This is a genomic window from Methylobacterium sp. WL1 (genome assembly GCF_008000895.1).
GTDB lineage: Bacteria > Pseudomonadota > Alphaproteobacteria > Rhizobiales > Beijerinckiaceae > Methylobacterium.
Genome location: NZ_CP042823.1, coordinates 3,931,292 through 3,957,834, shown reverse-complemented (window position 1 = coordinate 3,957,834; position 26,543 = coordinate 3,931,292). Strand labels below are relative to the sequence as shown.

The 26,543-nt window shown below is 70.6% G+C and carries 19 protein-coding genes and 4 pseudogenes; 15 read left to right on the top strand and 8 right to left on the bottom strand.

Features of this window, described 5'->3' with window-relative positions; translation table 11 throughout:
* The first annotated feature begins 61 nt into the window (after nt 1–61).
* The 5 genes and pseudogenes from FVA80_RS19205 to FVA80_RS32005 form a co-directional block, all read left to right on the top strand.
* Nucleotides 62–1,117 carry a class 1 fructose-bisphosphatase gene (locus tag FVA80_RS19205; protein ID WP_147908000.1) on the top strand — a complete coding sequence of 352 codons (1,056 nt, stop codon included), beginning with the start codon at nt 62–64 and terminating at the stop codon, nt 1,115–1,117.
* Nucleotides 1,118–1,139: 22 nt separating this feature from the next.
* Entirely contained in the window at nt 1,140–2,000 is an 861-nt protein-coding gene (locus tag FVA80_RS19200) for a phosphoribulokinase (RefSeq protein ID WP_147854414.1), read from the top strand.
* A 234-nt stretch (nt 2,001–2,234) separates the two neighbouring features.
* The gene (gene rpe, locus FVA80_RS19190; RefSeq protein WP_147908042.1) at nt 2,235–2,921 is read left to right on the top strand and encodes a ribulose-phosphate 3-epimerase; all 687 of its coding nucleotides are present in this window, start codon (nt 2,235–2,237) and stop codon (nt 2,919–2,921) included.
* The gene (locus FVA80_RS19185; protein ID WP_147907999.1) at nt 2,915–3,664 is read left to right on the top strand and encodes an HAD-IA family hydrolase; all 750 of its coding nucleotides are present in this window, start codon (nt 2,915–2,917) and stop codon (nt 3,662–3,664) included. Before rpe ends, FVA80_RS19185 begins: the two co-directional genes overlap by 7 nt.
* A gap of 40 nt (nt 3,665–3,704) precedes the next feature.
* A pseudogene (locus tag FVA80_RS32005) lies at nt 3,705–4,589 on the top strand (methyl-accepting chemotaxis protein); the annotation flags it as partial.
* A gap of 82 nt (nt 4,590–4,671) precedes the next feature.
* Here the strand turns inward: FVA80_RS32005 and FVA80_RS19175 are convergent.
* The gene (locus FVA80_RS19175; protein WP_187193420.1) at nt 4,672–4,830 is read right to left on the bottom strand and encodes a hypothetical protein; all 159 of its coding nucleotides are present in this window, start codon (nt 4,828–4,830) and stop codon (nt 4,672–4,674) included.
* Between the two features lie 180 nt (nt 4,831–5,010).
* Here FVA80_RS19175 and FVA80_RS19170 point away from each other — a divergent pair, with 180 nt between their 5' ends.
* Nucleotides 5,011–5,757 (top strand): YebC/PmpR family DNA-binding transcriptional regulator, encoded by a 747-nt coding sequence (locus tag FVA80_RS19170; protein ID WP_147907998.1) that lies wholly within the window; start codon nt 5,011–5,013, stop codon nt 5,755–5,757.
* Nucleotides 5,758–5,791: 34 nt separating this feature from the next.
* Here FVA80_RS19170 and FVA80_RS19165 read toward each other — a convergent pair whose 3' ends face one another.
* Nucleotides 5,792–6,781: a hypothetical protein gene (locus tag FVA80_RS19165; RefSeq protein WP_147907997.1), complete on the bottom strand. Its 990-nt coding sequence runs from the start codon at nt 6,779–6,781 to the stop codon at nt 5,792–5,794.
* 207 nt (nt 6,782–6,988) lie between these two features.
* On the opposite strand from FVA80_RS19165, the pseudogene ada reads away from it, so the two are divergent.
* Nucleotides 6,989–8,021, top strand: a pseudogene (gene ada / locus FVA80_RS19160) (bifunctional DNA-binding transcriptional regulator/O6-methylguanine-DNA methyltransferase Ada); the annotation flags it as partial.
* Nucleotides 8,022–8,066: 45 nt separating this feature from the next.
* Here the strand turns inward: ada and FVA80_RS19155 are convergent.
* Complete coding sequence (locus FVA80_RS19155) at nt 8,067–9,344, bottom strand: DUF5666 domain-containing protein (protein ID WP_147957854.1); 1,278 nt, start codon at nt 9,342–9,344, stop codon at nt 8,067–8,069.
* A gap of 11 nt (nt 9,345–9,355) precedes the next feature.
* The gene (locus tag FVA80_RS19150) at nt 9,356–10,201 is read right to left on the bottom strand and encodes a DUF6502 family protein (protein ID WP_147909331.1); all 846 of its coding nucleotides are present in this window, start codon (nt 10,199–10,201) and stop codon (nt 9,356–9,358) included.
* 163 nt (nt 10,202–10,364) lie between these two features.
* Here FVA80_RS19150 and FVA80_RS19145 point away from each other — a divergent pair, with 163 nt between their 5' ends.
* The 3 genes from FVA80_RS19145 to FVA80_RS19140 all read left to right on the top strand — a co-directional run bounded on the left by FVA80_RS19145 (nt 10,365) and on the right by FVA80_RS19140 (nt 11,624).
* Entirely contained in the window at nt 10,365–10,667 is a 303-nt protein-coding gene (locus FVA80_RS19145; RefSeq protein ID WP_147909332.1) for a hypothetical protein, read from the top strand.
* Nucleotides 10,664–10,798, top strand: a complete 135-nt coding sequence (locus FVA80_RS32000) for a hypothetical protein (RefSeq protein ID WP_281407092.1) — start codon at nt 10,664–10,666, stop codon at nt 10,796–10,798. The genes FVA80_RS19145 and FVA80_RS32000 overlap by 4 nt, the downstream gene beginning before the upstream one ends.
* 433 nt (nt 10,799–11,231) lie before the next feature.
* Entirely contained in the window at nt 11,232–11,624 is a 393-nt protein-coding gene (locus FVA80_RS19140; RefSeq protein WP_147909333.1) for a hypothetical protein, read from the top strand.
* Here FVA80_RS19140 and grpE read toward each other — a convergent pair whose 3' ends face one another.
* The 3 genes from grpE to FVA80_RS19125 form a co-directional block, all read right to left on the bottom strand.
* Nucleotides 11,625–12,239 carry a nucleotide exchange factor GrpE gene (gene grpE, locus FVA80_RS19135; protein WP_147909334.1) on the bottom strand — a complete coding sequence of 205 codons (615 nt, stop codon included), beginning with the start codon at nt 12,237–12,239 and terminating at the stop codon, nt 11,625–11,627.
* 103 nt (nt 12,240–12,342) lie between these two features.
* On the bottom strand, nt 12,343–15,135 hold the full coding sequence (locus FVA80_RS19130; RefSeq protein ID WP_147909335.1) for a [protein-PII] uridylyltransferase: 2,793 nt from the start codon (nt 15,133–15,135) through the stop codon (nt 12,343–12,345).
* Between the two features lie 121 nt (nt 15,136–15,256).
* Nucleotides 15,257–16,675 (bottom strand): TAXI family TRAP transporter solute-binding subunit, encoded by a 1,419-nt coding sequence (locus tag FVA80_RS19125; RefSeq protein WP_147909348.1) that lies wholly within the window; start codon nt 16,673–16,675, stop codon nt 15,257–15,259.
* A gap of 257 nt (nt 16,676–16,932) precedes the next feature.
* On the opposite strand from FVA80_RS19125, the pseudogene FVA80_RS19120 reads away from it, so the two are divergent.
* The 4 genes and pseudogenes from FVA80_RS19120 (at nt 16,933) to polA (ending at nt 23,694) form a co-directional block, all read left to right on the top strand.
* Nucleotides 16,933–17,446 (top strand): annotated as a pseudogene (locus FVA80_RS19120) (RecX family transcriptional regulator).
* Nucleotides 17,447–17,545: 99 nt separating this feature from the next.
* Nucleotides 17,546–18,757 (top strand): putative DNA modification/repair radical SAM protein, encoded by a 1,212-nt coding sequence (locus tag FVA80_RS19115; protein ID WP_147909337.1) that lies wholly within the window; start codon nt 17,546–17,548, stop codon nt 18,755–18,757.
* Complete coding sequence (locus FVA80_RS19110) at nt 18,757–20,238, top strand: UdgX family uracil-DNA binding protein (RefSeq protein WP_187193418.1); 1,482 nt, start codon at nt 18,757–18,759, stop codon at nt 20,236–20,238. The genes FVA80_RS19115 and FVA80_RS19110 overlap by 1 nt, the downstream gene beginning before the upstream one ends.
* A gap of 299 nt (nt 20,239–20,537) precedes the next feature.
* A pseudogene (gene polA, locus FVA80_RS19100) lies at nt 20,538–23,694 on the top strand (DNA polymerase I).
* 97 nt (nt 23,695–23,791) lie between these two features.
* Here the strand turns inward: polA and FVA80_RS19095 are convergent.
* The gene (locus FVA80_RS19095) at nt 23,792–24,316 is read right to left on the bottom strand and encodes a GrpB family protein (RefSeq protein ID WP_147909339.1); all 525 of its coding nucleotides are present in this window, start codon (nt 24,314–24,316) and stop codon (nt 23,792–23,794) included.
* A gap of 95 nt (nt 24,317–24,411) precedes the next feature.
* Between FVA80_RS19095 and FVA80_RS19090 the strand changes: the two genes are divergently transcribed.
* Complete coding sequence (locus tag FVA80_RS19090) at nt 24,412–26,499, top strand: PAS domain-containing sensor histidine kinase (protein WP_147909340.1); 2,088 nt, start codon at nt 24,412–24,414, stop codon at nt 26,497–26,499.
* The last annotated feature ends 44 nt before the right edge of the window (nt 26,500–26,543 follow it).

Below are 26,543 nucleotides of genomic sequence, written 5' to 3'. Positions count from 1 at the left end.
TACAGACCGGCGCGGAACGCGCGATCCCGGCGGGCGGGATTTCAGCAGGAGAGACAGGCCGATGGCAATTTCAGCAGCGATCGGGACGCCTCTCGAAACCTGCCTGGCGCAGGCGGTCGAGGCCAACCCGGCCTTGAAGGATGCCGCCGCGGTGATCCGTGCGATCGCGGGCTCGGCGGTGGAGATCAGCGCGCTGATCGGGCGCGGCGCACTTGGCGGCGACCTCGCGGCGGCGGGCGAGCACAACAGCGACGGCGACGTGCAGAAGGCGCTCGACGTGATCGCGCACGAAAGCGTGACCGCCGCCCTGCAGGGCGCTCCTGTTGCCGAAGTCGCCTCCGAGGAGGCCGAGGAGGTGATGCGGTTGAACCCGGACGCGCCGCTGGCCGTGGCGATCGACCCGCTCGACGGCTCGTCCAACATCGGCGTCAACATGGCGGTGGGGATGATCTTCGGCATCCGCCCGTCGATCAAGGACCCGGCCAACCCGCTGGCCTCGTTCACCACCCCGGGCACCGCCCAGATCGCTGCCGGCTTCGTGACCTACGGCCCGGCCACCGCGCTGATCCTGACGCTCGGCGACGGCACCCAATCCTACGTGCTCGACCGGGAAGAGGGCGCGTTCCGCCTGACCAGCCCGGCCATGTCGGTTCCGGCCTCGGCCAAGGAATTCGCCATCAACGCCTCCAACGTCCGGCACTGGGACGCCCCCGTGAAGGCCTATATCGAGGATTGCCAGCGTGGCACCGAGGGACCGCGCGACAAGGACTACAACATGCGCTGGCTCGCCTCCCTGGTGGCCGACATCCAGCGCGTGCTGACCCGCGGCGGCGTATTCCTGTATCCGGGCGACGCCCGCAAGAACTACGCCCGCGGCCGCCTGCGGCTGCTCTACGAGGTCGCCCCGGTGGCGATGCTGGTCGAGCAGGCCGGGGGCGCCGCCTCGGACGGACAGACCCGCATCCTCGACCTGGTGGCCACCGGGATCCACGAGCGCGCGCCCCTGGTCTGCGGCTCCACCGAAGAGGTCGCGTGCGTGGCCGCCTATTATGCGGGCGGCAAGCCCGATGCCGGCCGCTCGCCGCTCTTCGGCCAGCGCGGATTGATGCGGTCGTAATCGCAACGCGAAGTACAAGAGCATGTCGGCGCGGCACCCCATCATCTCGGTGACCGGCTCCTCAGGAGCCGGCACGACCTCGGTGCGCAACACCTTCGAGCAGATCTTCCGCCGGGAGGACGTGCGCGCCGTGTTCATCGAGGGCGACGGGTTCCACGCCTACGACCGGGACACGATGCGGGCCATGATGGCGCGCGAGCCGACGCTGTCGCATTTCGCGCCCCGGGCGAACCTGCTGCCGGAGCTGGAGGCGGTGTTCCGCAGCTACGCCGAGAACGGCACCGGCCAGACCCGGCACTACGCCCACGACCAGCACGACGCCCGGGCCTACGGCATCCCGGAGGGCAGCTTCTCGGACTGGGAGGCGTTCCCGCCGGATTCCGACCTGCTGTTCTACGAGGGCCTGCACGGCTGCGTGGCCGACCCGGACGTCGACATCGCCCGCTACGCCGACCTGAAGATCGGCGTGGTGCCGGTGATCAACCTCGAATGGATCCAGAAGCTGCACCGGGACCGCTCGTTCCGCGGCTATTCCACGGATGCCGTCACCGACGTGATCCTGCGGCGGATGCCCGACTACGTGCAGACCATCTGCCCGCAATTCTCGTTCACGGACATCAACTTCCAGCGGGTCCCGACCGTCGACACCTCGAACCCGTTCATCGCCCGCTGGATCCCCACCGCCGACGAGTCGCTGGTGGTGATCCGGTTCAAGGATCCGAAGGGGATCGACTTCTCGTATCTCGTGTCGATGATCCACGACAGCTTCATGAGCCGGGCCAATTCCATCGTGATCCCGGGCGGCAAGCTCGACCTCGCCATGCAGCTGATCCTGACGCCGATGATCATGCAGCTCGTGGAACGCCGCCGCCGCCTGGCGTGATTCCATAGGGATCGGAAGAAGCCTTTGAACCAAGCAAGACCATCGATCCCATACGGCCCCTCATCCTGAGGTGCTGCGCAGCAGCCGCGAAGGTGCCCTCCAGCCGGCCACGGGATTTCTTGAGGGCTCCTTCGAGGCCTCCGCTCTGCTCCGGCACCTCAGGATGAGGGACAGTGTAGGATCGGCCCGTGGGCCGAAGATTGTCTGAGCCAAACCGCAGTCGAAAGATCCATGATGCTGCCTCCCGTCATCGCCCCGTCGATCCTCTCGGCCGACTTCGCCCGCCTCGCCGAGGAGACCCGTGCCGTGGACGCGGCCGGGGCCGACTGGATCCATCTCGACGTGATGGACGGCCATTTCGTGCCCAACATCACCTTCGGCCCTCCAGTGGTGAAGGCGCTGCGCCCGCACACGCAAAAGTTCTTCGACGTGCACCTGATGATCGCGCCGGCCGACCCGTATCTCGCGGCCTTCGCCGACGCCGGCGCCGACGGGATCACGGTCCATGCCGAGGCCGGGCCGCACATCCACCGCTCGCTCCAGACCATCCGCGACCTCGGCAAGCGCGCTGGCGTGGCGATCAACCCCGGCACCCCCGCCGCGCTGGTCGAGCCGGTGCTCGACATCGTGGATCTCGTGCTGGTGATGACGGTCAATCCCGGCTTCGGCGGCCAGACGTTCCTGCGGAGCAGCATGGAGAGCGTGGCGCGGGTGCGGGCCATGGTGGCCGGCCGCGACATCCGCATCCAGGTCGACGGCGGCATCGACGCCGAGACCGTGAAGGCGGCAAGCCGCGCCGGCGCCGACACGTTCGTGGCCGGCAATGCGGTCTTCAGCGGAGGTCCAGACGCCTACGCGGAGCGCATCGCGGCGATCCGGGCCGGCGCGGAGGGCGCCTCCGGTCGCGACCTCTCGTGCTGAGGGCGCTGATCTTCGACGTCGACGGCACGCTCGCCGAGACCGAGGACCTGCACCGGCAGGCGTTCAACCGCGCCTTCTCGGACCTGGATCTGCCCTGGCGCTGGGACCCGGCGCTCTACGCCGACCTGCTCACCGTGATGGGCGGCAAGGAACGGCTCACCCACTACATCGACACGCACCACCCGGGCGAGGCGGCTTCGCTGCACGCCCGGGCGCCCGAGATCCACGCCCGCAAGACGATCGCGTATGGCGGCCTCGTCACCGGGGACGGCCTGCCCCTGCGCCCGGGGATCGCCCGGCTGGTCGGCGAGGCCCGGAACGCCGGCCTGCGCCTGGCTATCGCCACCACCACCAGCCGGCCCAACGTCGATCGGCTGCTGGCGGCGAACTTCGGGCTGGACGACACGCCCTTCGACGTGATCGCGGCCGGCGACGAGGCCGCGCGCAAGAAGCCCGCCCCGGACGTGTTCCAACTGGCTCTGGACCGCCTCGGCGTCCCGGCCGTGCAGGCCGTGGCGTTCGAGGATTCCGCCCCCGGCATCGCCTCGGCCCGCGCCGCCGGCCTGCCGGTCCTGGCGACACGCAGCCGCTACACGGACAGCCACAGCCTCGACGGCGCCTTCTCGGCGGTCTCCGATCTCGGCGAGCCCGGCCGCCCGCACCGGCACATCGCCGGGCTCGAATGGCCGGGCGACGTGGTGACGTTGGGCGCTTTGCAGGATTGGCACGCGGGCGTGCGCTGAGGCGGCTGCGTCCCAAGCCGGCTGACGCGATCGATAAATTACCTCCGGGGCCCGGCGCATCGCCGAGGAACAGCGCCGGGCGGCGATGCACCAGATGGCCGACGCGTTCGAGCGGGCGACCAGCGGGATCGTCGGCACGGTCTCGGCGTCGGCCGGCGCCTTGCAGGCCACGGCGCAGACCCTGGCGACGACGGCGGCCAAGACGGCGGAACGGTCTACCACGGTCGCGGCCGCCTCCGAGCAGGCGGCATCCAATGTCGGCACCGTGGCGGCCGCCGCCGAGGAGCTGGGCGCCTCGGTGCAGAAGATCGGACGGCGGGTCGCCGGCTCGGCGGATCTGGCACGGACCGCGGTGGGCGAAGCGGACCAGACCGCCGCGCTCGTGACCGCCCTGACCGCGAGCGTGGCCAAGATCGGCGAAGTGGTCGGGCTGATCTCGGGCATCACGGCACAGACCAACCTGCTGGCGCTCAACGCCACCATCGAGGCGGCCCGCGCCGGCGAGGCGGGGCGCGGCTTCGCGGTGGTGGCCTCGGAGGGCAAGGCGCTGGCCGACCAGACCGCAAAGGCCACCGGTGAGATCGGCCAGCAGATCGGTGAGGTCCAGGGTGTTACGGGCGAGGGCGCCACGGCGATCGGGCCAGATCGGCGGCCGCATCCGGGAATTCAGCACCGTGTCCGCCTCGATCGCGGCGGCGGTGGAGCAGCAGGATGCGGCGACCCGGGAGATCCGTCCGCAATGTCGGTCCGGCGGCCTCCGGCACCGGGGCGGTAACCTGCACCATCACGGGGTGTGGCCGGGGCGGCGGAGAAGACCGGCGCGGCGGCGGCCGAGGTTCTGACCTCGGCCTTCGAGCTGTCGCACCAGTCGGAGCGGCTGACCGCCGCGGTCGGGCGGTTCCTGGCCACGGTCCGGGCGGCGTGAGGCGGGATCGCTCGACGCTCGCGATCCGTAATTCAACTTGCTCGCCGATGCCGACTAGGGATCCACTCCGGCGGCGAGCGCTCTAGCGCCGCCGCCCCTCAGGCCGTCCCTTGGCCTCGGTCGCGAACAGCATCGAACCGGCCACCGCGCCGAGCAGCGTGGCGATCCCGAGCTTGAGCCAGCGGCGGTCGTCGGTCGGGGGCGTCGTCGCTGTCCTGCTGTGTTCGGTCCGGCGCGGCATCGGGTTTCCAGCTGACATGTCCCGCGCCAACGCCCGGCGCGGGCGATCTTTCCGCGGTCGCGACGATCGGGTGGCGCGTTGCTTCGTCGGAAGCCGGCGGCCTATAACGCGGCGACCTCACAGCCGCGACGGCGGGGTCCCGGACGCCCGCCCTCGCCAACGAACAAAGTCTCACGCAACATGGCAGGCCATTCGCAGTTCAAGAACATCATGCACCGGAAGGGCCGGGTGGACGCGGTCCGCTCGAAGGTGTTCGGCAAGCTCGCCCGCGAGATCACCGTGGCGGCCAAGCTCGGCACGCCGGACCCGGCCATGAACCCGCGCCTGCGCGCGGCGATCATCGCGGCCCGCGCCGAGAACATGCCGAAGGACAACATCGAGCGCGCCGTCAAGAAGGCGGCCGGAGCGGATGGCGAGAACTACGAGGACATCCGCTACGAAGGCTACGGCCCCGGCGGCGCCGCGCTGATCGTGGAGGCGCAGACCGACAACCGCAACCGCACCGCCTCCGACGTGCGCTCGGCCTTCACCAAGTCCGGCGGCAGCCTCGCCGAGACCGGCGCCGTGGCGTTCATGTTCGACCGGGTCGGCGTGATCGGCTTCCCGGCGAGCGTCGCCGATGCCGACACGATGCTGGAGGCGGCCATCGAGGCGGGGGCCGACGACGTCAGCTCCAGTGAGGACGGCCACGAGGTCGTCTGCGCGCAGGAATCCTACGGCGAGGTCGCCAAGGCCCTGGAGGCCCGGTTCGGCGAGCCTAGCCGCACCGGCCTGGTCTGGAAGGCCCAGAACACGATCGACGTCGATGACGAGACCGGCGAGAAGCTGATCCGCCTGGTCGAGGTGATCGAGGACCAGGACGACGTGCAGCACGTCTACGTCAACTTCGCATTGTCCGATGCACTGATGGCCAAGCTCGAGGGCTGAGCGTCGGCCGCCGCGCGGCTCGGCCCGGCGCCGTTCAGGCCTGGGCCGCCAGCTCGGCGCCGAACCGCTCCTGCACGTAGGCGTCCAGGGAGAAGCTGTCGTCCGGCAGCTGGGCCATGAACCGCTCGGCCACCTCGGTCAGGACGAGGTCCGGCTTCGTCCGCGCGATGTAGGACCAGTCGAGCGACGTGCTCCAGACGAAGTGCACCTCGCGGAACGTCTCGGCCAGCAGGATGGTCAGCATGTAGGGCATCACGTGCGAGAACGAGTCGCCGAACAGCGCCAGCCGGCGCGGATCGACCGCCGTCTCGTTGCGGTAGATCACGTTGGCGCCGCCGTGCAGCGTGTGCAGCAGCCCGGCCTTCTCCCGCGCCGCGACGATCGGGCTGGCAAAGGTCCGCACGGAATCTCGCTGGATCCGGTAGGCCCGGGACGGCGCCCGGCGCGGCGGGTCGAAGGCACTGCCCAGGTCGCCGTCATGATCGACCGGGGTGAACGGCCGGTCCCGCAGATCCGCCCGTGGCTCCGTCCCGAAGGCCCGGCAGATCTCGGCGTAGGCCAGGTAGCAGCCGTCGAAGCTCCAGTGGGTATCGGTCCGGCAATAGAGGTCTGCGGTGTCCCGGGCGGCCCGCATCGGAGCGACCAGGTCGATGCAGGTCTGTCGCCAGCGCTTCCGGCGCCGCCAATCCGCGTAGAGGCCCCGCGGCCCCCGCCGCCAGGCGGGACCCATGTCCGGCTCCGTGTGGATCAGCCGATAGGCCGGCGAGACCGCGGGCGCGATGGTGATCCCGTCCAGCTGGTTGTCGTAGATCACCAGCTTGTCCGGCGCGACCACGTGGCGATACCGGATGCCGAACGCCCGCAGCCGCCGCTCCCGGTTGGACACGAGGCTCCGCCACGCCCAGATCAGGTCGGCCATCGCCTCCGGCCGCTCCATCTGCCCCAGGATGTCGTTCGTCCCGGTCTTCAGGAACAGCCACGTGTCCCGCCCGACATGGATGTGATCGGTTTTGCTCGACGCCATGACGCACTCAGGAGAGGGATCGGGAATTCGGCAGCAAGGGGCGGGATGCAGGCCCGGCCGCGGGACGGCAGGGTGACGGGCGTTCGATATACCCGTCCGGCAGGTGCCGTCATGTCCGTTCCCCGCCTGCCCCTCCCCGCCTGCCCTCCCCAATGCGCCTGCGCCGCCGCATAGTCCCGCGAGCGTTCCCCGACAGCCGATCCCGAGGAGGCCGCCCGCCGGGCGGCGCTCGCCGCCCGCGACGGGCGGGCGGACGGCACCTTCGTGTACGCGGTCCGCACGACGGGGTGTATTGCCGCCTGAGCTGCCCGTCGCGGGCGGCCCGGCCCGAGAACGTCACCTTCCACCGCACCTGCGCGGAGGCGGAAGAAGCCGGCTTCCGGCCGTGCCGCCGCTGCCGGCCGGACGAGCCTGGTCCGTCCGTGCGCCGGGCGGAGGCCGTGGCCCGGCCTGCCGGCTGATCGAATCCGCCGAGACGGTGCCGCCGCTGTCCGAGCTCGCCCGCGCTGCCGGCCTGAGCGCGTACCATTTCCACCGGGTGTTCAAAGCCGCCACCGGGGTGACCCCCAAAGCCTACGCGGAGGCCCGACGGGCCGGGGCCCTGGCGGCCGCGCTGCCAAGAGCGTCAACCGTCACCGAGGCGCTCTATGATGCCGGCTATGCGACAGCGAGCCGGTTCTACGCCGGCGCCGCACAGCGGCTCGGCATGGCGCCTGCCGCCTACCGCAAGGGCGGGCTCGGCATCCGTATGCGCTTCGGCGTCGGCGCCTGCACCCTGGGAGCGATCCTGGTCGCCGCCACGGAGGCCGGCCTCTGCGCGATCCTGCTCGGCGACGAGCCCGAACTTCTCGTCCGCGACCTGCAGGACCGGTTTCCGGGGGCCGAGATCGAGGGTGGCGACCCCGCGTTCGAGGCCTGGATGGCGCGGGTCATCGGGCTCGTGGAGGCGCCGGGCACCGGCCTCGACCTGCCCCTCGACATCCGCGGCACCGCCTTCCAGCAGCGCGTCTGGGCGGCCTTGCGGGCGATCCCGGTTGGATCGACCGCTACCTACGCGGACATCGCCCGCGCCATCGGGGCGCCTACATCCATGCGGGCCGTTGCCCAGGCCTGCGGGGCGAACCACCTCGCGGTGGCGATCCCGTGCCACCGGGTGGTCCGCTCGGACGGATCCCTGTCAGGCTACCGCTGGGGCGTGGACCGCAAGCGCGACCTGCTCGCGCGCGAGGCGGAAGGCTAGAGAGAAACTGACGCCGCGGAGGTGGGATTGCATGGGCGGCAAGCCTCAGCGCCGGCCGCCGCCGCCGGGTGGGCCACCGAAACCGCCCGGTCCTGCGCCCGGGCCACCGAATCCCGCCGGGACCTCCGGGACCGCGCCGAAGCCGCGCGGCCCACCGAACCCGCCGGGCCCGTCCGCGCCGGGATGCGGCTGGCCCGGGCCGGTGTCGATCGCCGGGCCGTGGGAATCGCCGAGCCCCCCGAACGGGCTCTGCCGGGGGCCCGGCTCGGTGCCGAAGCGCCCGGGGACATCGCGGGGCAATTCGGGCAGGTCGGGCAGCTTCTGCAGGTCGAGGCGGTCGCGCTCCCGCTCGAAGCGTGGCGCGTCCGGCGATTGCAGGCGATCGGGCGCGATCCGGTCGTCGATCCGCAGTCGCTCCATCGTGAGCCTGCCATCCGGGGCGATGTCGGCGGTGAGGACGCCGCGCACGCTGCCCTGGCGCGGGACGCGCAGGCCTGCGCGTCCCGACACGGCGAGGCCCGAACCGAGGTCCAGACCACCGCCGGCGCGACCGATATAGGCTTCGACCGACACCGTCCTCAGGCCGGGCGGGAACGGCAGCCCGACCTGGGCGGCGTTGGTCACGGCGAAGGCGCCGGCCTCGGTGGCGCCGGTCACCAGGGCGCGCTGGCCCGGGGGGAGGACGTCGGCTCCCTTCAGGCGCAGGCCGCCGATGGAAAGGCCGCCGCCCGCGTCGCGGCGCACCGGCCCGGCGACGCGGTCGGGCCCGAAGCTGCGCGGCTCGATCAGGCTCGCCACGATCACGCCGTCCGGCCGGCGCAGGCCGCTCACGGCGACGCGGGTGCCGGGCTTCCAGTCCCCCGCCAGGTCACCGGTGGAGACCCGCTGGCCGAGCACGATCATCCGCCCGGGCGCGAGCGATTCCACCGGCCCGACCACCTCGCTGACCACGTCGATGCGGCTTGTGCCCAGGCCGCCACGCTCCGGCCGGGCGACCACGTGCACGACCTGGCCGATCTTCAGGTCGGCCGCCTTGGCGGGCTCCCCGTCGATCTCCACCGCGACCTCGGGCGGGTAGGCGATGCGCAGGTCGTTGACGACTATCGAGCCGAAGCGACGGATCGTGCCGATCACTCCGGTGCCGCCGATGCCGCGGTCGCCCTCGCCGAGGGCACCGTCCTTCGGCTCGTCGGTCATCTTCATGCCGGTGCCGCCGATGCCCTGGTCGCGCGGGTTTTCCTGGGGCAGGGCGGCGCCCGGCAGCAGGCTGGCGGTGCCCGCGAGCAGGCGGAGGACGAATCGGCGGTTTGGCGAGGATTGCACCGGCCTGCCTCTCAGCGCCCGTCCGTCGACCGGGCCGGCGGGGCGGCCTCGGCGTAGACGTAGAGGCCGAAGTTCCACCGGTGATCGCCGCCGGAATCGGTCTGGCAGGCGGCATGCGCCTCGCGGTTGGCCTGCTGCAGGGCCTCCATGGCGATCTCGCGGGCCCGCGCCTCGAGCTTGACCGCAAGCGCCTCGGACAGCCCGTCGTAATGCACGGCCCGCTCGAGGAAGCGCGGTTTGTCGCCGACGATGTTGGCGACACTGGCCGCGATATGGTCGTGCAGGTTGCGGCCGAAATAGTAGAGCTGCGGCTCGGCCGAACCATCCCCGCGCGGCACGTAGGCCGCCTCGGCCAGAACGATCCGGTCCTGCGGGTCCAGGGAGGCGAGCCCGCGGTCGAGCCACTCGTCGAGCACCGCGCGGGGGCGCAGGTCGCGGGTGATGCCGGAGACCAGGACCTCGAAGGACGGCGCGCCCGCATCCGCTGTCCGTGGCAGCGGCAGCGGCTGGCCCTGCGGATCGGTGAAGGCCGGGTCGGCGATCCAGCGTGCGATGATCCGGCTCGTGCGCGAGACCACGGCCGGCACGGCGCTCACCGGCGCCCCGGCCCCGCGCAGGCGCCGCACTTCCTTCCGGTGGATGCCGGTCAACAACGAGACCCGGCTGTCGGTCTGCTCCTTGCCGGGCAGAGCGAAATCGTACTCGGCGACGTTCACGTAGAGTTCGCGCAACAGGTCGGTAAGCGCCGGGAATGTGATCCCGCGCGCTACGAGCAGGCGCACCAGCGGGCGCAGCAGCCGGGCCAGCGGCGCATGCAGGCTGGCGCCCTCCGGTTTCGTGGCGGGGGTCTCGGACATGCTCGTAGGGTTAGACGATGTGTCGTGGGAGACAATCCCACGACGTGTGCAACCACACCCTGGACCGTCGATTTTTCGTTGACGTGGGAATTTTACACACATAACTGGTGTGCGTGGTCAAATTTCCCACGTTCTTGACGGGGCTAGGACGATGAGTGCCAAGATGCGCAGACTGACCGCCGAGGCGCTGCCGCCGCTCACGCTGCCCACGAAGGCGCCCTGTCGGCCCCGCCAATCCGATCCCGTGCCGCGGCTGCGGCGGATCGCCTGCCTCCTCACAGCGCTCGCACTGCCCGCCCTGGGGACCGCCGTCGCCGACACGGCTCACCTGGCCGGCGAGACGACGGGGTCGCAGGCCGCCGCACCCGTCATCCTACGGAACGCGGCGGCTCTCCACGCCTATGGGCACCCGCACCTGCAAACGGACGCCGCGCTGAGCCGCCCACGCGTGGGTTCCCGGTCGTGATCGCCGTGTCCCGGGTCATGACCGACCGTGATCGTCAGGTGCCGAACTGCGGCGGTGCGCCGATCCTCGATCTCGCCCTCTGCCTCATCCTCTCCGTGACCGTCATCGGGCTGCTGCTGCTCGCCCTCTGAAGCCTCGCGCGACCGCCGCCCGGGCGCGGCACGCGCTCGGCTGGTGCGACGGGCAGGGGCCTCGAATACGCGGTCTGGCCCACGCAGCTAAGGGAGAACGCTTCGCCAGGATGGAGGGGCTGGGCATCTCCGGTTCAGCCACCGGGTCAGCCGGCTGGATACTACAACGTCAGAGATCCGACGTATTGCGGTGCCGGCAAACAGGATTTGGGATCCGCGTCGACGCGTGCCGGTGTGAAGTACCGATTTTAGTCAACATTCGCGGCGAGCGATCTTGACGATATCGTTCCGCTCGGCCGCAATGCACGGTGTTCGGCTCCGCGAACCCATCGGCCGGCCGGGATCGTCCGCGCCAGTCGGGTCACACGGATGCTGAATGCCGCGCCGGTCCCGCCGCGTGGCGTCAGGAGGCATCACCGATGCAGGATCGGCCGTGAACGCTCCCAGCCTGACCCCCATTGCGACGGCCCTGCTGACCCTCGGTCTCACCGTCGGTGCCGCGGCTGCGCAGGAGATCGTGCCGCCCGGGCCCTCAAGCCGGGGCGCGCTCCTGATCCACGGCAATTTCTGTGGTCCGGGGAACCGCGGCCCCGGCTACGCGCCGATCGACGCGCTCGATCTCGCTTGCGCGCATCACGATGCCTGCTGGCCGGATCCAGCTTTAGGGCTGCTGCCGGCCTGCGCCTGCAATCGACGTCTCGAAGTCGAGGCGGGTCTGGTCGCCCGCGATCCGTGGTCGCCGGTCGAGACGCGGCAGACGGCGCGGTTCATCGCGGACTTCGCGACCGCGCTGCCTTGCGCGGACGCGTCGGGGCAGATCCGCTGATCAGGCGGCGTCGGCGGGGTTCGCGGCCGCCTTGGGGCCGCCCTTGGCGACGCCGACCAGCGCCGGGCGGAGTACCCGCTCGCCGATCACGTAGCCGGTCTGCACGACCTGCACGACGGTGCCGGCCGGGACATCGGGGTTCGGCACCTCGAACATGGCCTGGTGCCGGTTCGGGTCGAACTTCTGGCCCTCCGGCTCGACGGGCTTCACCCCGTGCCGCTCCAGGGTCTTGGCCAGGTCGCGCTCGGTCAGCTCGATGCCGTCGATCAGCCCCTTGAAGGCGCCGTCCGCGGCGGCCTTCGCGTCCCCCGGGACGCTGTCGAGGGCCCGGTGGATGTTGTCGGCGACATTCAGAACGTCGCGGGCGAAGTTCGTGACCGCGTAGGCGCGCGCATCCGCGATCTCCCGCTCGGTCCGGCGGCGCAGGTTCTCCATCTCGGCCAGCGTGCGCAGCATCCGGTCCTTCAGCTCGTCGCGCTCGGCGGTGAGGAGGGCCAGGGCCTCGGCCACCGGATCGACGGACGCCGCGGCGGCGCCCGTGCCCGGCGACGTGGTCTCCTGGGCCGCGCTGGCACCGGCCTCGACCGTGGTCTGGCGCTGGTCGTCCTGGGACATGTCGTTGCTCGTCATCGCGGTTCAGTCGTCGGCAAGGAGGGGGGAGGAGAATCGAATTCGGCGCTGATATCTGGCCCGGGGCGGCCGAAATCAACCCGCACGCTCACGCCTCGCGCGGCGGCGGCGCGGCGACCAGGGCTTCCAGGCCCTCGGCCCGGAGGACGGCGACGTCGCCCGCGAACACCTCGAGCATCGCCTTGCGGATCGCCGCCTGCCGGTCGGGCTGCGTCACCCGCGTGCCGGTGAGGTCGGTGACGTAGAAGACGTCCACCGCGCGCTCGCCGAAGGTGGCCACGTGCGCCGAGGTGATGTTGAGCGACAGCCGGCCGAACGCCGTGGTCAGCTCGTAGAGCAGGCCCGGCCGGTCGAGGCCGGTCACCTCCACCACGGTCTCGCGGCTCGACAGGGCGTTGTCGATCCCGACATCCGGCGGCACCAGGAAGGTCTTGGCCTGGGCGCTGGTCGGCGGGTGCTTGTCGGCCACGAGGTCGGCGATGCGGATCTCGCCCTTCAGGGAGCGCTCGATCGCGGCCGTGATGCGCCTGCTCCGGCGCAACTCGTCCTCGTCGCGCTCGAAGGCCCGGGAGATGAAGATCGTGTCGAGGGCGAAGCCGTCGGTGGTGGTGAAGATCTGCGCATCGACGATGTTGCTGCCGGCCGCCGCGCAGGCCCCCGTGACGATCGCGAGCAGGCGCGGGTGGTCCGGCGAGTAGATCGTGACCTCGGTCACGCCCCGCACCGGATCCAGGGCCACGTCGGTGGCGCTGGTGCGGCCCTCGCTCAGCACGTCGCGGAGGAAGACCGCGTTCTTGATCTGGCGCGGGCTGTCGACCTTCAGCCAGTAGGCCTGGCCGTGGCGCGCCGCGTAGGCGTCGAACTCCTCCGAGGCCCAGCCGGGCAGCTGTTCGCGCAGGCTCATCTGGACCAGGCGCACCCGGTCGGTGCGGGCGATCTCGGAATGGCCGCCCGAGAGGAACACCTCGGTCTCGTCGTAGAGGGTGCGGACCAGGGTGCCCTTCCAGGCGGTCCAGACCCCGGGGCCGACCGCGCTGATGTCGGCCACCGTCAGGATGGTCAGGAGCTTCAGCCGCTCCAGGCTCTGCACCACCGAGGCGAATCGCTCGATCGTCTTGCCGTCCGACAGGTCGCGGCTCTGCGCGGTCATCGACATCAGCAGGTGATGCTCGACCAGCCAGGCCACGGTCTCGGTCTCGGCCTCGGTCAGCCCGAAGCGCGGGCAGAGCCGCGCGGCGATGGCCGCCCCGGCGATCGAGTGGTCCTCGGGTCGGCCCTTGGCGATGTCGTGCAGCAGGATCGCGGCGTAGAGCGCCGTGCGGTTGTGGATCGTGTGGATCAGGCGCGAGACCAGTGGGTAGGCCTCCTCGGCGCGGCCCGACTCGATGGCAGCCAGGATGCCGACGGTGCGCAGCAGGTGCTCGTCCACCGTGAAGTGGTGGTACATGTTGAACTGCATCATCGCGACGATGCGGCCGAAATCCGGGATGAAGCGACCCAGCACGCCGGCCTCGTTCATCTCGCGCAGGGCCTCCTCGGGGGCGTTGCGCGAGGTCAGGATGTCGATGAACAGCCGGTTGGCTTCCGGATCCGCCCGCAGGGTCGGGGTGATGAGCCGGCGCGACCGGTTCGCCAGGCGCTTGGCGTCCGGGTGGATCGCGAGGTTGTGGCGGTCGGCCAGCCAGAACAGGCGGATCAGGTTGACCGGGTCGCGCTCGAACGCGTCCTCGGCGCGCAGGTTCACCCGGCCGTGGTCGATCCAGAAATCCTCGGCCTCGATCGCGGTGGCGCGGAAGCGGTCGCGGAACCGGCCGATCCAGCGGTCGAGCACCGGCGTGCGCTTGGCGTGGCGCGCCTCCAGCTCGGCGCAGACGATGGCGGTGAGGTCGCCCACGTCCTTGGCGACGCGGAAATACGCCTTCATGAAGCGCTCGACCCCGGACAGGCCGCCCCGCGCCTCGTAGCCGAAGCGCTCGGCGATCCGCGGCTGCAGCCCGAAGGACAGCCGCTCCTCCGCCCGCTTGGTGACGAAGTGCATGTGGCAGCGGACCCGCCACAGGAACTCGTCGCAGCGCTCGAACAGCGCGTATTCCTCCTGGGTGAACAGGCCGGCGCCGACGAGCTCGATCTGGTCGCGCACCCGGTAGGTGTACTTGGCGATCCAGAACAGCGTGTTCAGGTCGCGCAGGCCGCCCTTGCCGTCCTTGACGTTGGGCTCGACCAGGTAACGCGAGGTGCCCGCCTTCGAGACCCGGGCGTCGCGCTCGCGCAGCTTGGCGTCGACGAACTCGGCGGCCGAGCCGATCACCAGCTCGGCGTCGAAGCGCGTCACCAGCTCCTCGAACAGGATCCGGGTGCCGAACAGGTAGCGCGCCTCGAGGAGCGCGGTGCGGATCGTCATGTCGGCCTTTGCCTCGCGGAGGCATTCCTCCACGGAGCGGGTGGCGTGGCCGACCTTCAGCTTCAGGTCCCACAGGACGTAGAGCATCGCCTCGACGACGCTCTCCGACCACGCGGTCTGCTTGTACGGCAGCAGGAACAGCAGATCGATGTCGGAGCCCGGCGCCATCGTGCCCCGGCCGTAGCCGCCGGTGGCGACCACGGCGAGCTGCTCGCCGGTCGAGGGGTTGTCGTTGGGGTAGAGCTGCCGCACCACCGCGTCGTGGATCGTCTGCACCACGGCGTCGGTCAGGTTCGACAAGGCCTGTGCGCAGCCAAGGCCGTTGCGGTCCTGCAGAAGCTGCGCCTCCGCGGCGCGGTGGCCGTCCTCGATGACCCGGCGCAACTCGGGCACGAGTGCGGCGCGCAGCTTGGTCGGCTCGCGGGCTTCGCGGTCGAGGTTGGCAAGGACCGTTTCGAGGGCGGCGGCGGGATCGAACATGCCCCCCGTTAGCATGATATGCCTACGCCGCCAGCCGGGCGGTGATGCACGGGACACAGTGGTCCCTCCCGACCCGCATACCATTCCGCGTCGACGCGGGCGCCGGCGCGGACGGCCACCGTTATTCCGCGGCCGGCAGGTTGAGGGCCAGCAGCCGCGCGGTGCGCCGCTTGGCCGTCGCCCCTGGCGCCGAATCGTCGGCCCGCCGCCGCGCGTCCGAGATCGCCGCGTGGACGCCGTCCACCGCCAGGATCAGCGCGCTCACGGTCCGGGCGTCGATGCTGCGCTCCCGGGCGTAGCAGACGACGTCGGCCACGAGCCCGTCCGTCTCGATCGCGATCGTGTCGAGTTCGGCCGCGCTGGTGGCGGCCCGAACCTCGCGCATGATGTCGAGCAGGCGGTCGAGCACGATGTCGATCCGCTCCCGGCGCTTGCGGGCCAGCCGCTGCCCGATCCAGGCGATGCCGGAGCCGATCGTGCCGCCGAAGAAGGCCAGCAGGTAGATGTAATCCTCGTAGCGATCCAGGAAGGTCTGCTGCTCGCGCTCGAAATAGTCGACGGCGCCGGGATGGTTCGGCAGGCGTGCCGACGTCGCCGCGACCGTGGTGTCGAAATCCGGCGCCTTCATCAGCTTGGCGGCCGGGGCCGCGGCGGCGAGCCGCGAGCGCCACTCGAACAGGTGCTGCGTCGCCGAGGCGATCGCGACCCGGCTGACCGAGCCCCGCGCCATCAGGCGGTAGGAGGCGCCGACGGTGCGGACCTCCTCGTCCGGTCGCTTCGGACGGCCGCCGAAGGTTCCGGCCGGGATCGACAGCGATTGCAATTCGGGGAAGCGCTGCAGGATCGCGTCCCCGTCCGGGATCGACACGAACCCGATCTTCCGATCGGGGGAACCCTGCTCAATGGCTCGCACCACCGCGCCCGCGATCTTCGAGGCGGGGCTGGCGATCACCGCCACCGCGTCGACGCGCTTCTCGGACAGCGCCGTCGCGACCTCGCCGAGCTTCAGCGGCACCACCTGCACGTGGCCGGATGCGATCTCGGCCGCCGGCTCGGCCTCCGGCGCATCCGCACCGGGGTTGTCGGGCAGAAGGTCGTAGAAGGAGAGAAGGTTGGTGAGGAACGGCAGGTCGGCGCTGTGGCGCACGACGATCCCGAGACGCTTGCGCGCCAGCGCCGGCACGTCCTCGATCTCGGAGGCCTCCGGCGCGGCGATCACCAGGGCTTCGTCGTGCAGGATCGCCAGCGTCAGGCCGTTCTCGGGCAGGAACACGTCCGGCCGCACCACCGCGAGGTCGGCCCGGTTGCGCTGGAGCGCCAGGGCGCTGTCGCGCACGTCCGAGAAGCGGACGACCTTGAGGCGCACGTCCTCGCGGCTCCGGTCGAGGGCGTTCGCGTAGGCCTCGATCAGCGCGGCCTCGGCTCCGTCCTGGGGGCCGACCGCCACCGTCAGCGTGGTCGGCCGGGATAGATAGACGATGCCGGCCGCGACCGCGGCCAGCCCGAAGGCTACCAGAACCAGGAGCCACTCGCGGCGCATCAGGATCGTCGCCGCGGCGCGCAGGCGTCGCCGCCACGGGCCGTGGGTGAGATCGGGCGAAGGACTTTGCTGCGGACCATGGCCGAGCCTGTCGCGTTGCGCGCGTTCCATCCCCAAGTCATGGAACGCAAACCTGTCGAGATCGTGAAGAACCGGTGAAACCACCAAACGTTGCAGAGACCGGGCCACGCGGACGCCCTGCGGGAAAAGACCGCAACGCGGAGCGCCGGCCGCCCGGACCGGTCAGCGCCGCCTGGCTGCAGCGGGTCGCGCTCTACTACCTCGAACGCTACAGCGCCTCGACCGAGATGCTGCGCCGGACCCTGGCGCGGCGGGTCGACAAGCGTGCGCGGCTGCGCGGCGAGGATCCGGCCCCCTTCGCCGAGATGGTCGACGCCACCGTGGCGCGGGCGGTCTCCGCCGGCCTTGTCGACGACGTCCGCTTCGCCGACGCCCGGCTCGCCACCCTGCGCCGGCGCGGCACAGTCCAGCCGGGGCGCGGCGGCGAAGCTCGCCGCCAAGGGGGTGCCCCGCGACGTGGTCGAGGCAGCGATGCAGGCCGAGCGCGAGGCGATCCCCGATGCGGAGGCCGCCGATATCGAGATTCGGGCGGCGCACGCCTACGCCAAGCGGCGGCGCCTCGGAGTGCATCGTCGGCCCGACACCAGGGCGCTCTACCGCGACCGCGACCTCGGCGCCCTGGCCCGGGCGGGTTTTTCCTACGATCTTGCCCGCCGGGTGGTGGATGCCGACCCGGACGAGCCTGATTGAGGGGCCGCACCTCGGTCATCCGTCGGGTGCGGCATCGCGGACGGGGGCCGGCGACGGGTCGGCCTTGCCTCTTGGGGCATGTGGTTCATTGTCTGTTCGATGGACGAAACGCTGGCCAAGAAACTGCGCATCCTGGCAGATGCTGCGAAGTACGATGCGTCGTGCGCCTCTTCGGCGGCGCCCAAGCGCGCGGCCGGCAAGGACGGGCTCGGCTCCACCACCGGGGCCGGCATCTGCCACGCCTACACGCCGGACGGGCGTTGCGTTTCGCTGCTGAAGATCCTGCTGACCAACTGGTGCCTGTTCGACTGCGCGTATTGCATCAACCGGCGCTCCTCGAACGTCCGGCGGGCGAAGTTCACCGTGGAGGAGGTCGTGAACCTCACCCTGAACTTCTATCGGCGCAACTACATCGAGGGCCTGTTCCTGTCCTCGGGCATCATCAAGTCGCCCGACCACACGATGGAGCTGCTGACCCGGGTGGCGAAGTCGCTCCGGCGCGACCATGGCTTTGCCGGCTACATCCACCTCAAGTCGATCCCTGAGGCGAGCCCCTGGCTGATCGAGGAGGCGGGCCTCTACGCCGACCGGCTCTCCATCAACGTGGAATTGCCGACCGAAGCGAGCCTGCAGCGGTTGGCTCCCGAGAAGGACGGCGCCGCGATCCAGAACGCGATGGCGCAGATCGGCGAGCGCATCGTCGAGGCCAAGGCCGAGAAGCGGCGCTTCTCCCCGGCCGGGCACTCGACCCAAGTGATCGTCGGGGCGGACGCCACCACCGACGAGGCCCTGATCCGCAAGAGCGCGCATCTCTACGGCAGCGTCGGGCTGAAGCGGGTCTACTACTCGGCGTTCAGCCCGATCCCGGACGGGTCGGCGATCCTGCCGCCGAAGCCGCCGCCCCTCCAGCGCGAGCACCGGCTGTACCAGGCCGACTGGCTGCTGCGGTACTACGAGTTCACCCCCGACGAGGTCGCCGACGCCTCAGAGGGCGGCATGCTCGCCCTCGACATCGACCCCAAGCTGGCCTGGGCACTCAAGCACCGCGAGAAATTCCCCGTGGACGTGAACAAGGCCGACCGGGAGTGGCTGCTGCGCGTTCCCGGTCTCGGCGCGAAGGCCGTGGACAAGATCGTGACGGCGCGCCGCCACGCGACCCTGCGCCTCGACGACGTCGCCCGCCTGACATCGGGGCTGAAGCGCGCCCGGCCGTTCCTGATCGCGGCCGACCACCGCCCGGTCGGGCTCACCGACCGAGCCGACCTGCGCGAACGGCTGGTCGAACCGGCCCGGCAGCTGAGCTTGTTCTGATGAAGGCCGGAGGTGCGTCCGACTCTTCTCCTCCTGCGGGAGGAGGGGATGCGCATTCACCGCAGAGCATCCTCCTGCGCCCGGGCGCCGATCTCACAGGTTTCCGCGATGCCGCCCGCAGGCTCGTCGCGCAAGGCTTCCCGCCTGAGGCGGTGACGTGGTCGGTGACGGATTCCCCAGGCCTGTTCGGCGCCGAGACGACCCAGGCTCCGGCCGGTCCGCTCGCCCTGCCGAAACCCGTCGCCGGCCTGATCCCCCAGGTGATCCCGCACCGCGATCCGGAGCGCTACGGGCTGCTCTACGCCCTGATCTGGCGGGTCTGCCAGGGCGAGCGACACCTGATGGAGGTCGGTAGCGACCCCCTGGTCCACCGCCTCCACCGGATGGCGAAGGCGATCGGGCGCGACCTGCACAAGATGCACGCGTTCCTGCGCTTCCGCCGCGCCGAGGATTCGGGCGGGGAGCATTTCGTGGCGTGGTTCGAGCCCGATCACCACATCCTGGAGGCGGCCGCGCCGTTCTTCGTCGCGCGTTTCCGCGGCATGCGCTGGTCGATCCTAACGCCGGACGGGTCGGCGCATTGGGATACCGACACCCTGACCTACGGGCCGCCCGGGGACCGGGCCGCGCTCCCCGAGGGCGACGGCTTCGAGGCCGGCTGGCAGACTTATTACGAGAGCACGTTCAACCCGGCGCGCACCAACCTGAAGGCCATGCGGGCGGAAATGCCCAAGAAGTATTGGCGCAACATGCCCGAGACCGCAGCGATCCCCGCCCTCGTCCGGGCGGCGGCGGGCCGGACCGAAGCCATGATCGAGAGGGAGCCGACCTTGCCCACACGCCGCGAACCCGCCCGCGCCGTCGCCGCCATGGCCGACCAGGACCCGAAGACGCTCGACGAACTGAACGCGATCATCAAGCGCACCGAGCCGCTGGTCCCGGGCGCCACGCAGGCGGTTCTCGGCGAGGGGCCGGTCGGCGCGGCGATCGCCTTCGTGGGCGAGCAGCCGGGCGACCAGGAAGACCGGCAGGGCCGCCCCTTCGTCGGTCCCGCCGGGCAACTGCTCTCGCGGGCCATGGCGGAGGCCGGGATCGACCGGGGGGCGAGCTACCTCACGAACGCGGTCAAGCACTTCAAGTTCGAGGAGCGCGGCAAGCGCCGGATCCACCAGAAGCCCACGGCCGGCGAGGTCAGCCACTACCGCTGGTGGCTCGACCGGGAACTCGACTTCGTGGCCCCGAAGCTTGTGGTCGCGCTCGGCGCCACCGCGGTGCTGGCGCTCACTGGGAAGGCGGTGCCGATCACCCGGGCGCGCGGCCCGTTCCGGTTCGACCGCTTCGACAACCGCTTTCAGGGCTTTATCACGGTCCACCCGTCTTACCTGCTGCGCCTGCCCGACGAGGCCAAAGCGGACGCCTACGCGGCGTTCGTGGACGACCTGCGCCGGGTGGAGGAGATCGGCCGCGAACTCGCGGCGTGATTGGCCATCGCGGCTGATCCCCGGCACTCGCGTTTGGACGGGGTGACTGGAGGGAGCCGACGCCTGAGCGCTGCCGCGAGGGCCCGGTATCCCGAGGTGCCGTGGCGACTGATCGCGGGAGCTGGCAGCGTCGATCACCACGGCTACGACAGCCTGACTCTGGACATCGTCTGGCTCACCGTCCACGACGAATGACCCTTTCCGATGGCGGCCTGCCGTGCCGAGCTGGATCGCACGCGCCCTGATCGCCCCGAGACGCCTTCGCCCCAGACGCCTTCGCCCATGACAGTCGAGCGCCCATGACCGTCGAGACCGCCGCCGCAAGTCCCAAGAAAGTCGGCCCGGGCGATCAGGTGATCCTGGTCGACGGCTCGTCGTTCATCTTCCGGGCCTATTTCCAGTCGATCAACCAGGACCAGAAGTACAATTCGCGTCCCTCGGACGGGCTGCCCACCGGCGCCGTGCGGCTGTTCTGCACGAAGATCGCCCAGTTCCTGCAGGAAGGCGCCGCCGGCATCATGCCGACCCATCTCGGCATCATCTTCGACAAGTCCGAGGGCTCGTTCCGCAAGGAGATGTTCCCGGATTACAAGGGCCATCGCCCGGACGCGCCGGACGACCTCAAGCGCCAGATGCCGCTGATGCGTGACGCGGTGCGGGCCTTCGGCCTGCACGCGGTGGAGCTGGTGCGCTACGAGGCGGACGACCTGATCGCCACCTATACGCGGCAGGCGGAGGCCCGGGGCGCGGGCGTCATCATCGTCTCGTCCGACAAGGACTTGATGCAGCTCGTCGGGCCGCTGGTCCGGTTCTACGACTTCGAATCGGGCTCGAAGGGCAAGGCCGGCTATCGGCCCGAGCGCAACCTCGACGTCGAGGCGATCATCGCCAAGTGGGAGGGGCTGCAGCCCAACCAGATCGGCGACGCGCTGGCGCTGATCGGCGACACCTCCGACAACGTCCCCGGCGTGCCCGGCATCGGCCTGAAGACCGCGGCGGCGCTGATCAAGGAGTTCGGCAGCCTCGAGGCGCTGCTGGAGCGGGCCGGCGAGATCAAGCAGCCCAAGCGCCGCGAGACCCTGCTGGCCAACGTCGAGCAGGCCAAGCTGTCGCGCAAGCTGGTGGCGCTGATGGAGGACGTCGCCGTCCCGGTGCCGCTGGACGACCTCACGGTGCCCAAGCCCGATCCCGAGAAGCTGGTCGGCTTCCTCAAGGCGATGGAGTTCAACACCCTGACCCGCCGCATCGCCCAGATGCTGCATGTCGACCCCGAGGCGGTAAAGCCCGATCCGGCGCTGCTGCCCGGGGCGAGGCCCCACGGCTACGGCAACGCCAGCGGCGGCGGCGACGCGGTGCCGTTCTTCGGCGATTCCGTGCCGCCCGATCCCGAAACCGCGGCGGCCGGTGCCGAGCAACCGCCGGGCGCGCCGCCCCCACCGGGGGGGCGGCGAGGTGGACCCGTTCGCGGATCTCGACCTGCCGGACGCGCCGGCCAAGCCCCGGGCGCCGATCGAGGCGACGCCGGGCAACGTCGTTGCCGCCCGCGCCGCGGAGGCCGTAGCGCCGTTCGACACCGCCGCCTACGAGACCGTCGCGTCCCTGGAGCAGCTCGATGCCTGGATCGCCGAGGCCGAGGAGGCCGGGGTGGTCGCGGTCGATACTGAGACCGACGCGCTCGACGCGCACAAGGCCGGGCTCGTCGGCGTCTCCCTGGCCACCGCCACCGGGCGGGCCTGCTACATCCCACTGGCCCATATCCAGGCCGCGAAGGTGCAGGCCGATTCCACCGACCTGTTCGGCGAGGGCGCGGCGGCCTCAGACGTGGCCGAGCCGGTGCCCGGCCAGATCCCCCTCGACGCGGCCATCGCCCGGCTGAAGCCGCTCCTCGAGAATCCCGGGGTGCTGAAGGTCGGTCAGAACCTCAAATACGATTGGGTCGTGCTGGCCCGCTACGGCATCGAGATCGCGCCGTTCGACGATACGATGCTGATCTCCTACGTGCTCGACGCCGGCAAGGGCGGGCACGGCATGGACGAGTTGGCCCGCCGCCATCTCGGCCACCAGCCGATCACGTTCTCCGACGTGGCCGGCACGGGGCGGAACAAGGTCAGCTTCGACCGGGTGGCGATCGACAAGGCCACCGCCTACGCGGCCGAGGATGCCGACGTCACGCTCCGCCTGTGGCGGATGATGAAGCCGCGCCTCGTCGCCGAGCGGCGGGTGGCGGTCTACGAGACCCTGGAACGGCCGCTCCTGCCGGTGATCGCCCGCATGGAGCAGCGCGGCATCCGGGTCGACCGCGAGATGCTGAGCCGGCTGTCCGGCGACTTCTCGCAGATCCTGGTCCGCCTGGAGGAGGAGATCCAGGAGGATGCCGGCGAAAAGTTTTCCGTCGGCTCGCCCAAGCAGATCGGCGACATCCTGTTTGGCAAGATGGGCCTGCCGGGGGCGAAGAAGACGCCCTCCGGCCAGTGGGCGACACCCGCGACCCTGCTCGAAGAACTGGCCCAGGCCGGGCACGAGCTTCCGAAAAAGATCCTGGAGTGGCGCCAGCTGTCGAAGCTGAAATCCACCTACACGGATTCGCTCCAGACCCATGCCGACCGGGAGACGGCGCGGGTCCATACCTCGTTCTCGCTGGCCGCCACCACCACGGGCCGCCTGTCCTCGTCCGAGCCGAACCTGCAGAACATCCCGATCCGCACCGAGGAGGGCCGGCGCATCCGCCGGGCCTTCGTGGCGGCGCCTGGCAACCGGCTGATCTCGGCGGATTACTCGCAGATCGAGCTGCGGCTCCTGGGCCACATGGCCGACATCCCGGAGCTACGCAAAGCGTTCGCGGACGGCATCGACATCCACGCGGCGACCGCCTCGGCGATGTTCGGCGTGTCGCTCAAGGACATGACCCCCGACCTGCGGCGCCGGGCCAAGACCATCAACTTCGGCATCATCTACGGCATCTCGGCCTTCGGGCTGGCGGATCGCCTCGGCATCGGCCGGGAGGAGGCGTCGGCGTTCATCAAACAGTATTTCGAGCAGTTCCCGGGTATCCGAGACTACATCGACAGCACGAAGAAGATCTGCCGGGACAAGGGCTACGTCACGACGCTGTTCGGCCGGGTCTGCCACTACCCGCAGATCCGCTCCAACAACCCGTCCGAGCGCGCCAGCGTCGAGCGCCAGGCGATCAACGCCCCGATCCAGGGCTCGGCCGCCGACATCATCCGGCGCGCCATGACCCGGATGGAGACGGCCCTCGCCGCGCAGAAGCTCAAGGTCAGCATGCTGCTGCAGGTGCACGACGAGCTGGTCTTCGAGGCCGCCGAGGACGAGGTCGAGCGGGCGATCCCGATCATCCGCGGCGTGATGGAGGAGGCGCCGGCGCCGGCCCTGACGCTCCGGGTGCCGCTGGTGGTGGAGGCCAACGCGGCGGGGAACTGGCAGGAGGCGCATTGAGGTCGTCTGGCCTGCGCCGTCCCCGGGACCGGCTCTCGGTCCTCGATTCGGCGCCCTCGCTTTCGGCGAACCGGTATCCAATTCGGCGGGGAGCGCTCTAACCGTCGTCGCGCGACGAAGACGGCGGGCAGGATTGCAGGACGTCGCCGATGAACGCGTCTTTGGCGGCGCGATAGACCGTCATCGGGTGATCGTGGTGGGCGCGCTTCAGAGTATTGTAGCGGGCTACCAGTTCGGGATCGGCGCGCAGGGCCGCAGCGAAACGGTGGAATACATCGAAGGGGCCGCCTTTGAGTGTGAGTTGGATCCCAAGGTGCGGCGTCCAGCCGTCATCCTGGAACGCCGCGAAGTCATCGGTGCGGACCGACCCGCCGTTGCGTGTGAAGCGTGCCGCGAGGCAATGTTCAGCGATGGCGAAGGCCTGCCGCTCGACACGCACCACGATATCGAGATCTCCTTTGGTCAAGCAGCCCGGTATGGCAGTGGCGCCGACGTGCAGGATCTCCGTCTCGAGAGGCAGGACGATCTCGAGTGCGCGCCGGACCACCGCGAACAACTGGTCCGCGGCTGCGTGGGCCGCAGCATTATCTTCGGTCAGACGGAAGCGCTGAACGTGGGTCATGACGGGCGATCTTCAATGCAAGTCCAGACGCCTTGGAAGCACGGTCGAAGACGGTCATACGCGGCAACACCCATGATGCAGATGACCATCATCCCGTGACCGACCCCCTGGCCTTCCTCTCCGGCGGCGGCGAGGCCGCGCGGATGATTCGTGCGCGGGACTGGTCCGGCCACCCCCTCGGCCCGCCCACGACGTGGCCGGCGGAGCTCCGGGCGGCCCTGTCGCGGGTGCTCAACTCGCCGGAATCGATGATCCTGGCCTGGGGGCCAGATCTGCATTTCTTCTTCAACGACACGTATGTCCCCTTGCTCGGGCCGCGGCTGCCCTGGGCGATGGGCGCGCGGTTCGAGGAGGTCTGGGCCGATGGCTGGGCGCAGGCCAAGCCGATCATCGATGCGGCCATGGAGGGCCGGCCCGAGCGGTTCATCGACCTGCCGTGGCGGCTCGACACCGACCGAGGCGCGCAGGACACCTGGTGGACCTTCTCGTATTCGCGGGTGCTCGACGCGGACGGCGCGGTCGCGGGCCTGTTCATCCTCACCAACGAGACCACCGGCCGGGTGTTGGCCGACCTCGCCCTCACGGAGAGCCGGGGCCGGCTGGAGACGGCGCTCGCAGAGCTGCGCGACCTCAATGCCTCCCTGGCCCTGCAGGTCGAGGAGCGCACCGCCGACCGCAACGCCCTGTGGACCCTCTCCTCCGACATGATGCTGCGGTGCCTGTTCGACGGGACGATCACCGCGGTGAACCCGGCCTGGACGGAGGTGCTGGGCTGGCGGGCCGACGAACTCGTCGGCACCAACCTGATCGGCTTCGTCCACCCGGACGACCTGGGCCGCACCGCCGCGGGCGGGGAGCAACTGGCCGCGGGGCGCAGCCAGGCCCGCTTCGACAACCGCTACCGCCACCGGGACGGCAGCTACCGCTGGATCACCTGGGCGGCCCGGCCTGGCGACGGGGTGATCAACGCGGTCGGGCGCGACTTCACCGCTGAGCGCGAGCGGGCCGACGCGCTGGCTGCCGCCGAGGAGGCCCTGCGGCAATCGCAGAAGATGGAGGCGGTCGGCCAGCTCACCGGCTTTCTGGCCCACGACTTCAACAACCTGCTCGCCGGCATCTCCGGCTCGCTGGAGCTGATCCAGACCCGGCTGGCCCAAGGGCGCCTCATGGATGTGGACCGCTACATCAGCGCCGCCCAGGGCGCGTCCAAGCGCGCCGCCGCCCTGACGCACCGCCTCCTCGCCTTCTCGCGCCGGCAGACCCTCGACCCGAAGCCCACCGACGTGAACCGTCTGGTGGCCGGCCTGGAGGAAATGATCCGCCGCACGGTCGGCCCCGCCGTGACCGTGGCGGTGACGGCCGACCCGGACCTGTGGCCGGCCCTGGTGGACCCGCCGCAGCTCGAGAACGCCCTGCTCAACCTGTGCATCAACGCCCGGGACGCGATGCCCGAGGGCGGCCGCATCACCATCGAGACCGCCAACACCCGGCTCGACGCCCGCGCCGCCCGGTGCCACGACCTGCCGCCGGGCCAGTACCTGCTGCTGCGCGTCGCCGATACCGGCATCGGCATGGCGCCCGAGATCGTCGGCAAGGTGTTCGAGCCGTTCTTCACCACCAAGCCGATCGGGCAGGGCACCGGCCTCGGCCTGTCGATGATCTACGGCTTCGCCCAGCAATCGGGCGGCCAGGTGCGGATCGCCTCCGAACTCGGCCGCGGCACCGATGTCTGCCTCTACCTGCCCCGCCACCGGGGCGCCGTGGAAGAGGAGGACCCGCACGCCGCATTCGGCGCGCCGGCCCGGGCGGCGCCGGGGGAGACCGTGCTGGTGGTCGACGACGAGCCGACCGTACGCATGCTGGTGACCGAGGTGCTGGAGGATCTCGGCTACACGGCGATCGAAGCGGCCGACAGCGTCGCCGGCCTCAAGGTGCTGCAATCCGACGTGCGCATCGACCTTCTGGTCAGCGATGTCGGGCTGCCGGGCGGCCTGAACGGGCGGCAGATGGCCGAGGCCGGCCGAGTCACGCGTCCGGGCCTCAAGGTGCTGTTCATCACCGGCTACGCGGAGCACGCCGTGCTGGGCAACGGCCCGCTCGCCCCCGGCATGCAGGTGATCACCAAGCCGTTCGGAGTCGAGGTTCTGGGCGCCCGCATCCGCGAGATGATCGGGACGGCTTGACCCCGCCGCCGGTCCGGGCCTTCACAGAGCGAAGGACACCAACC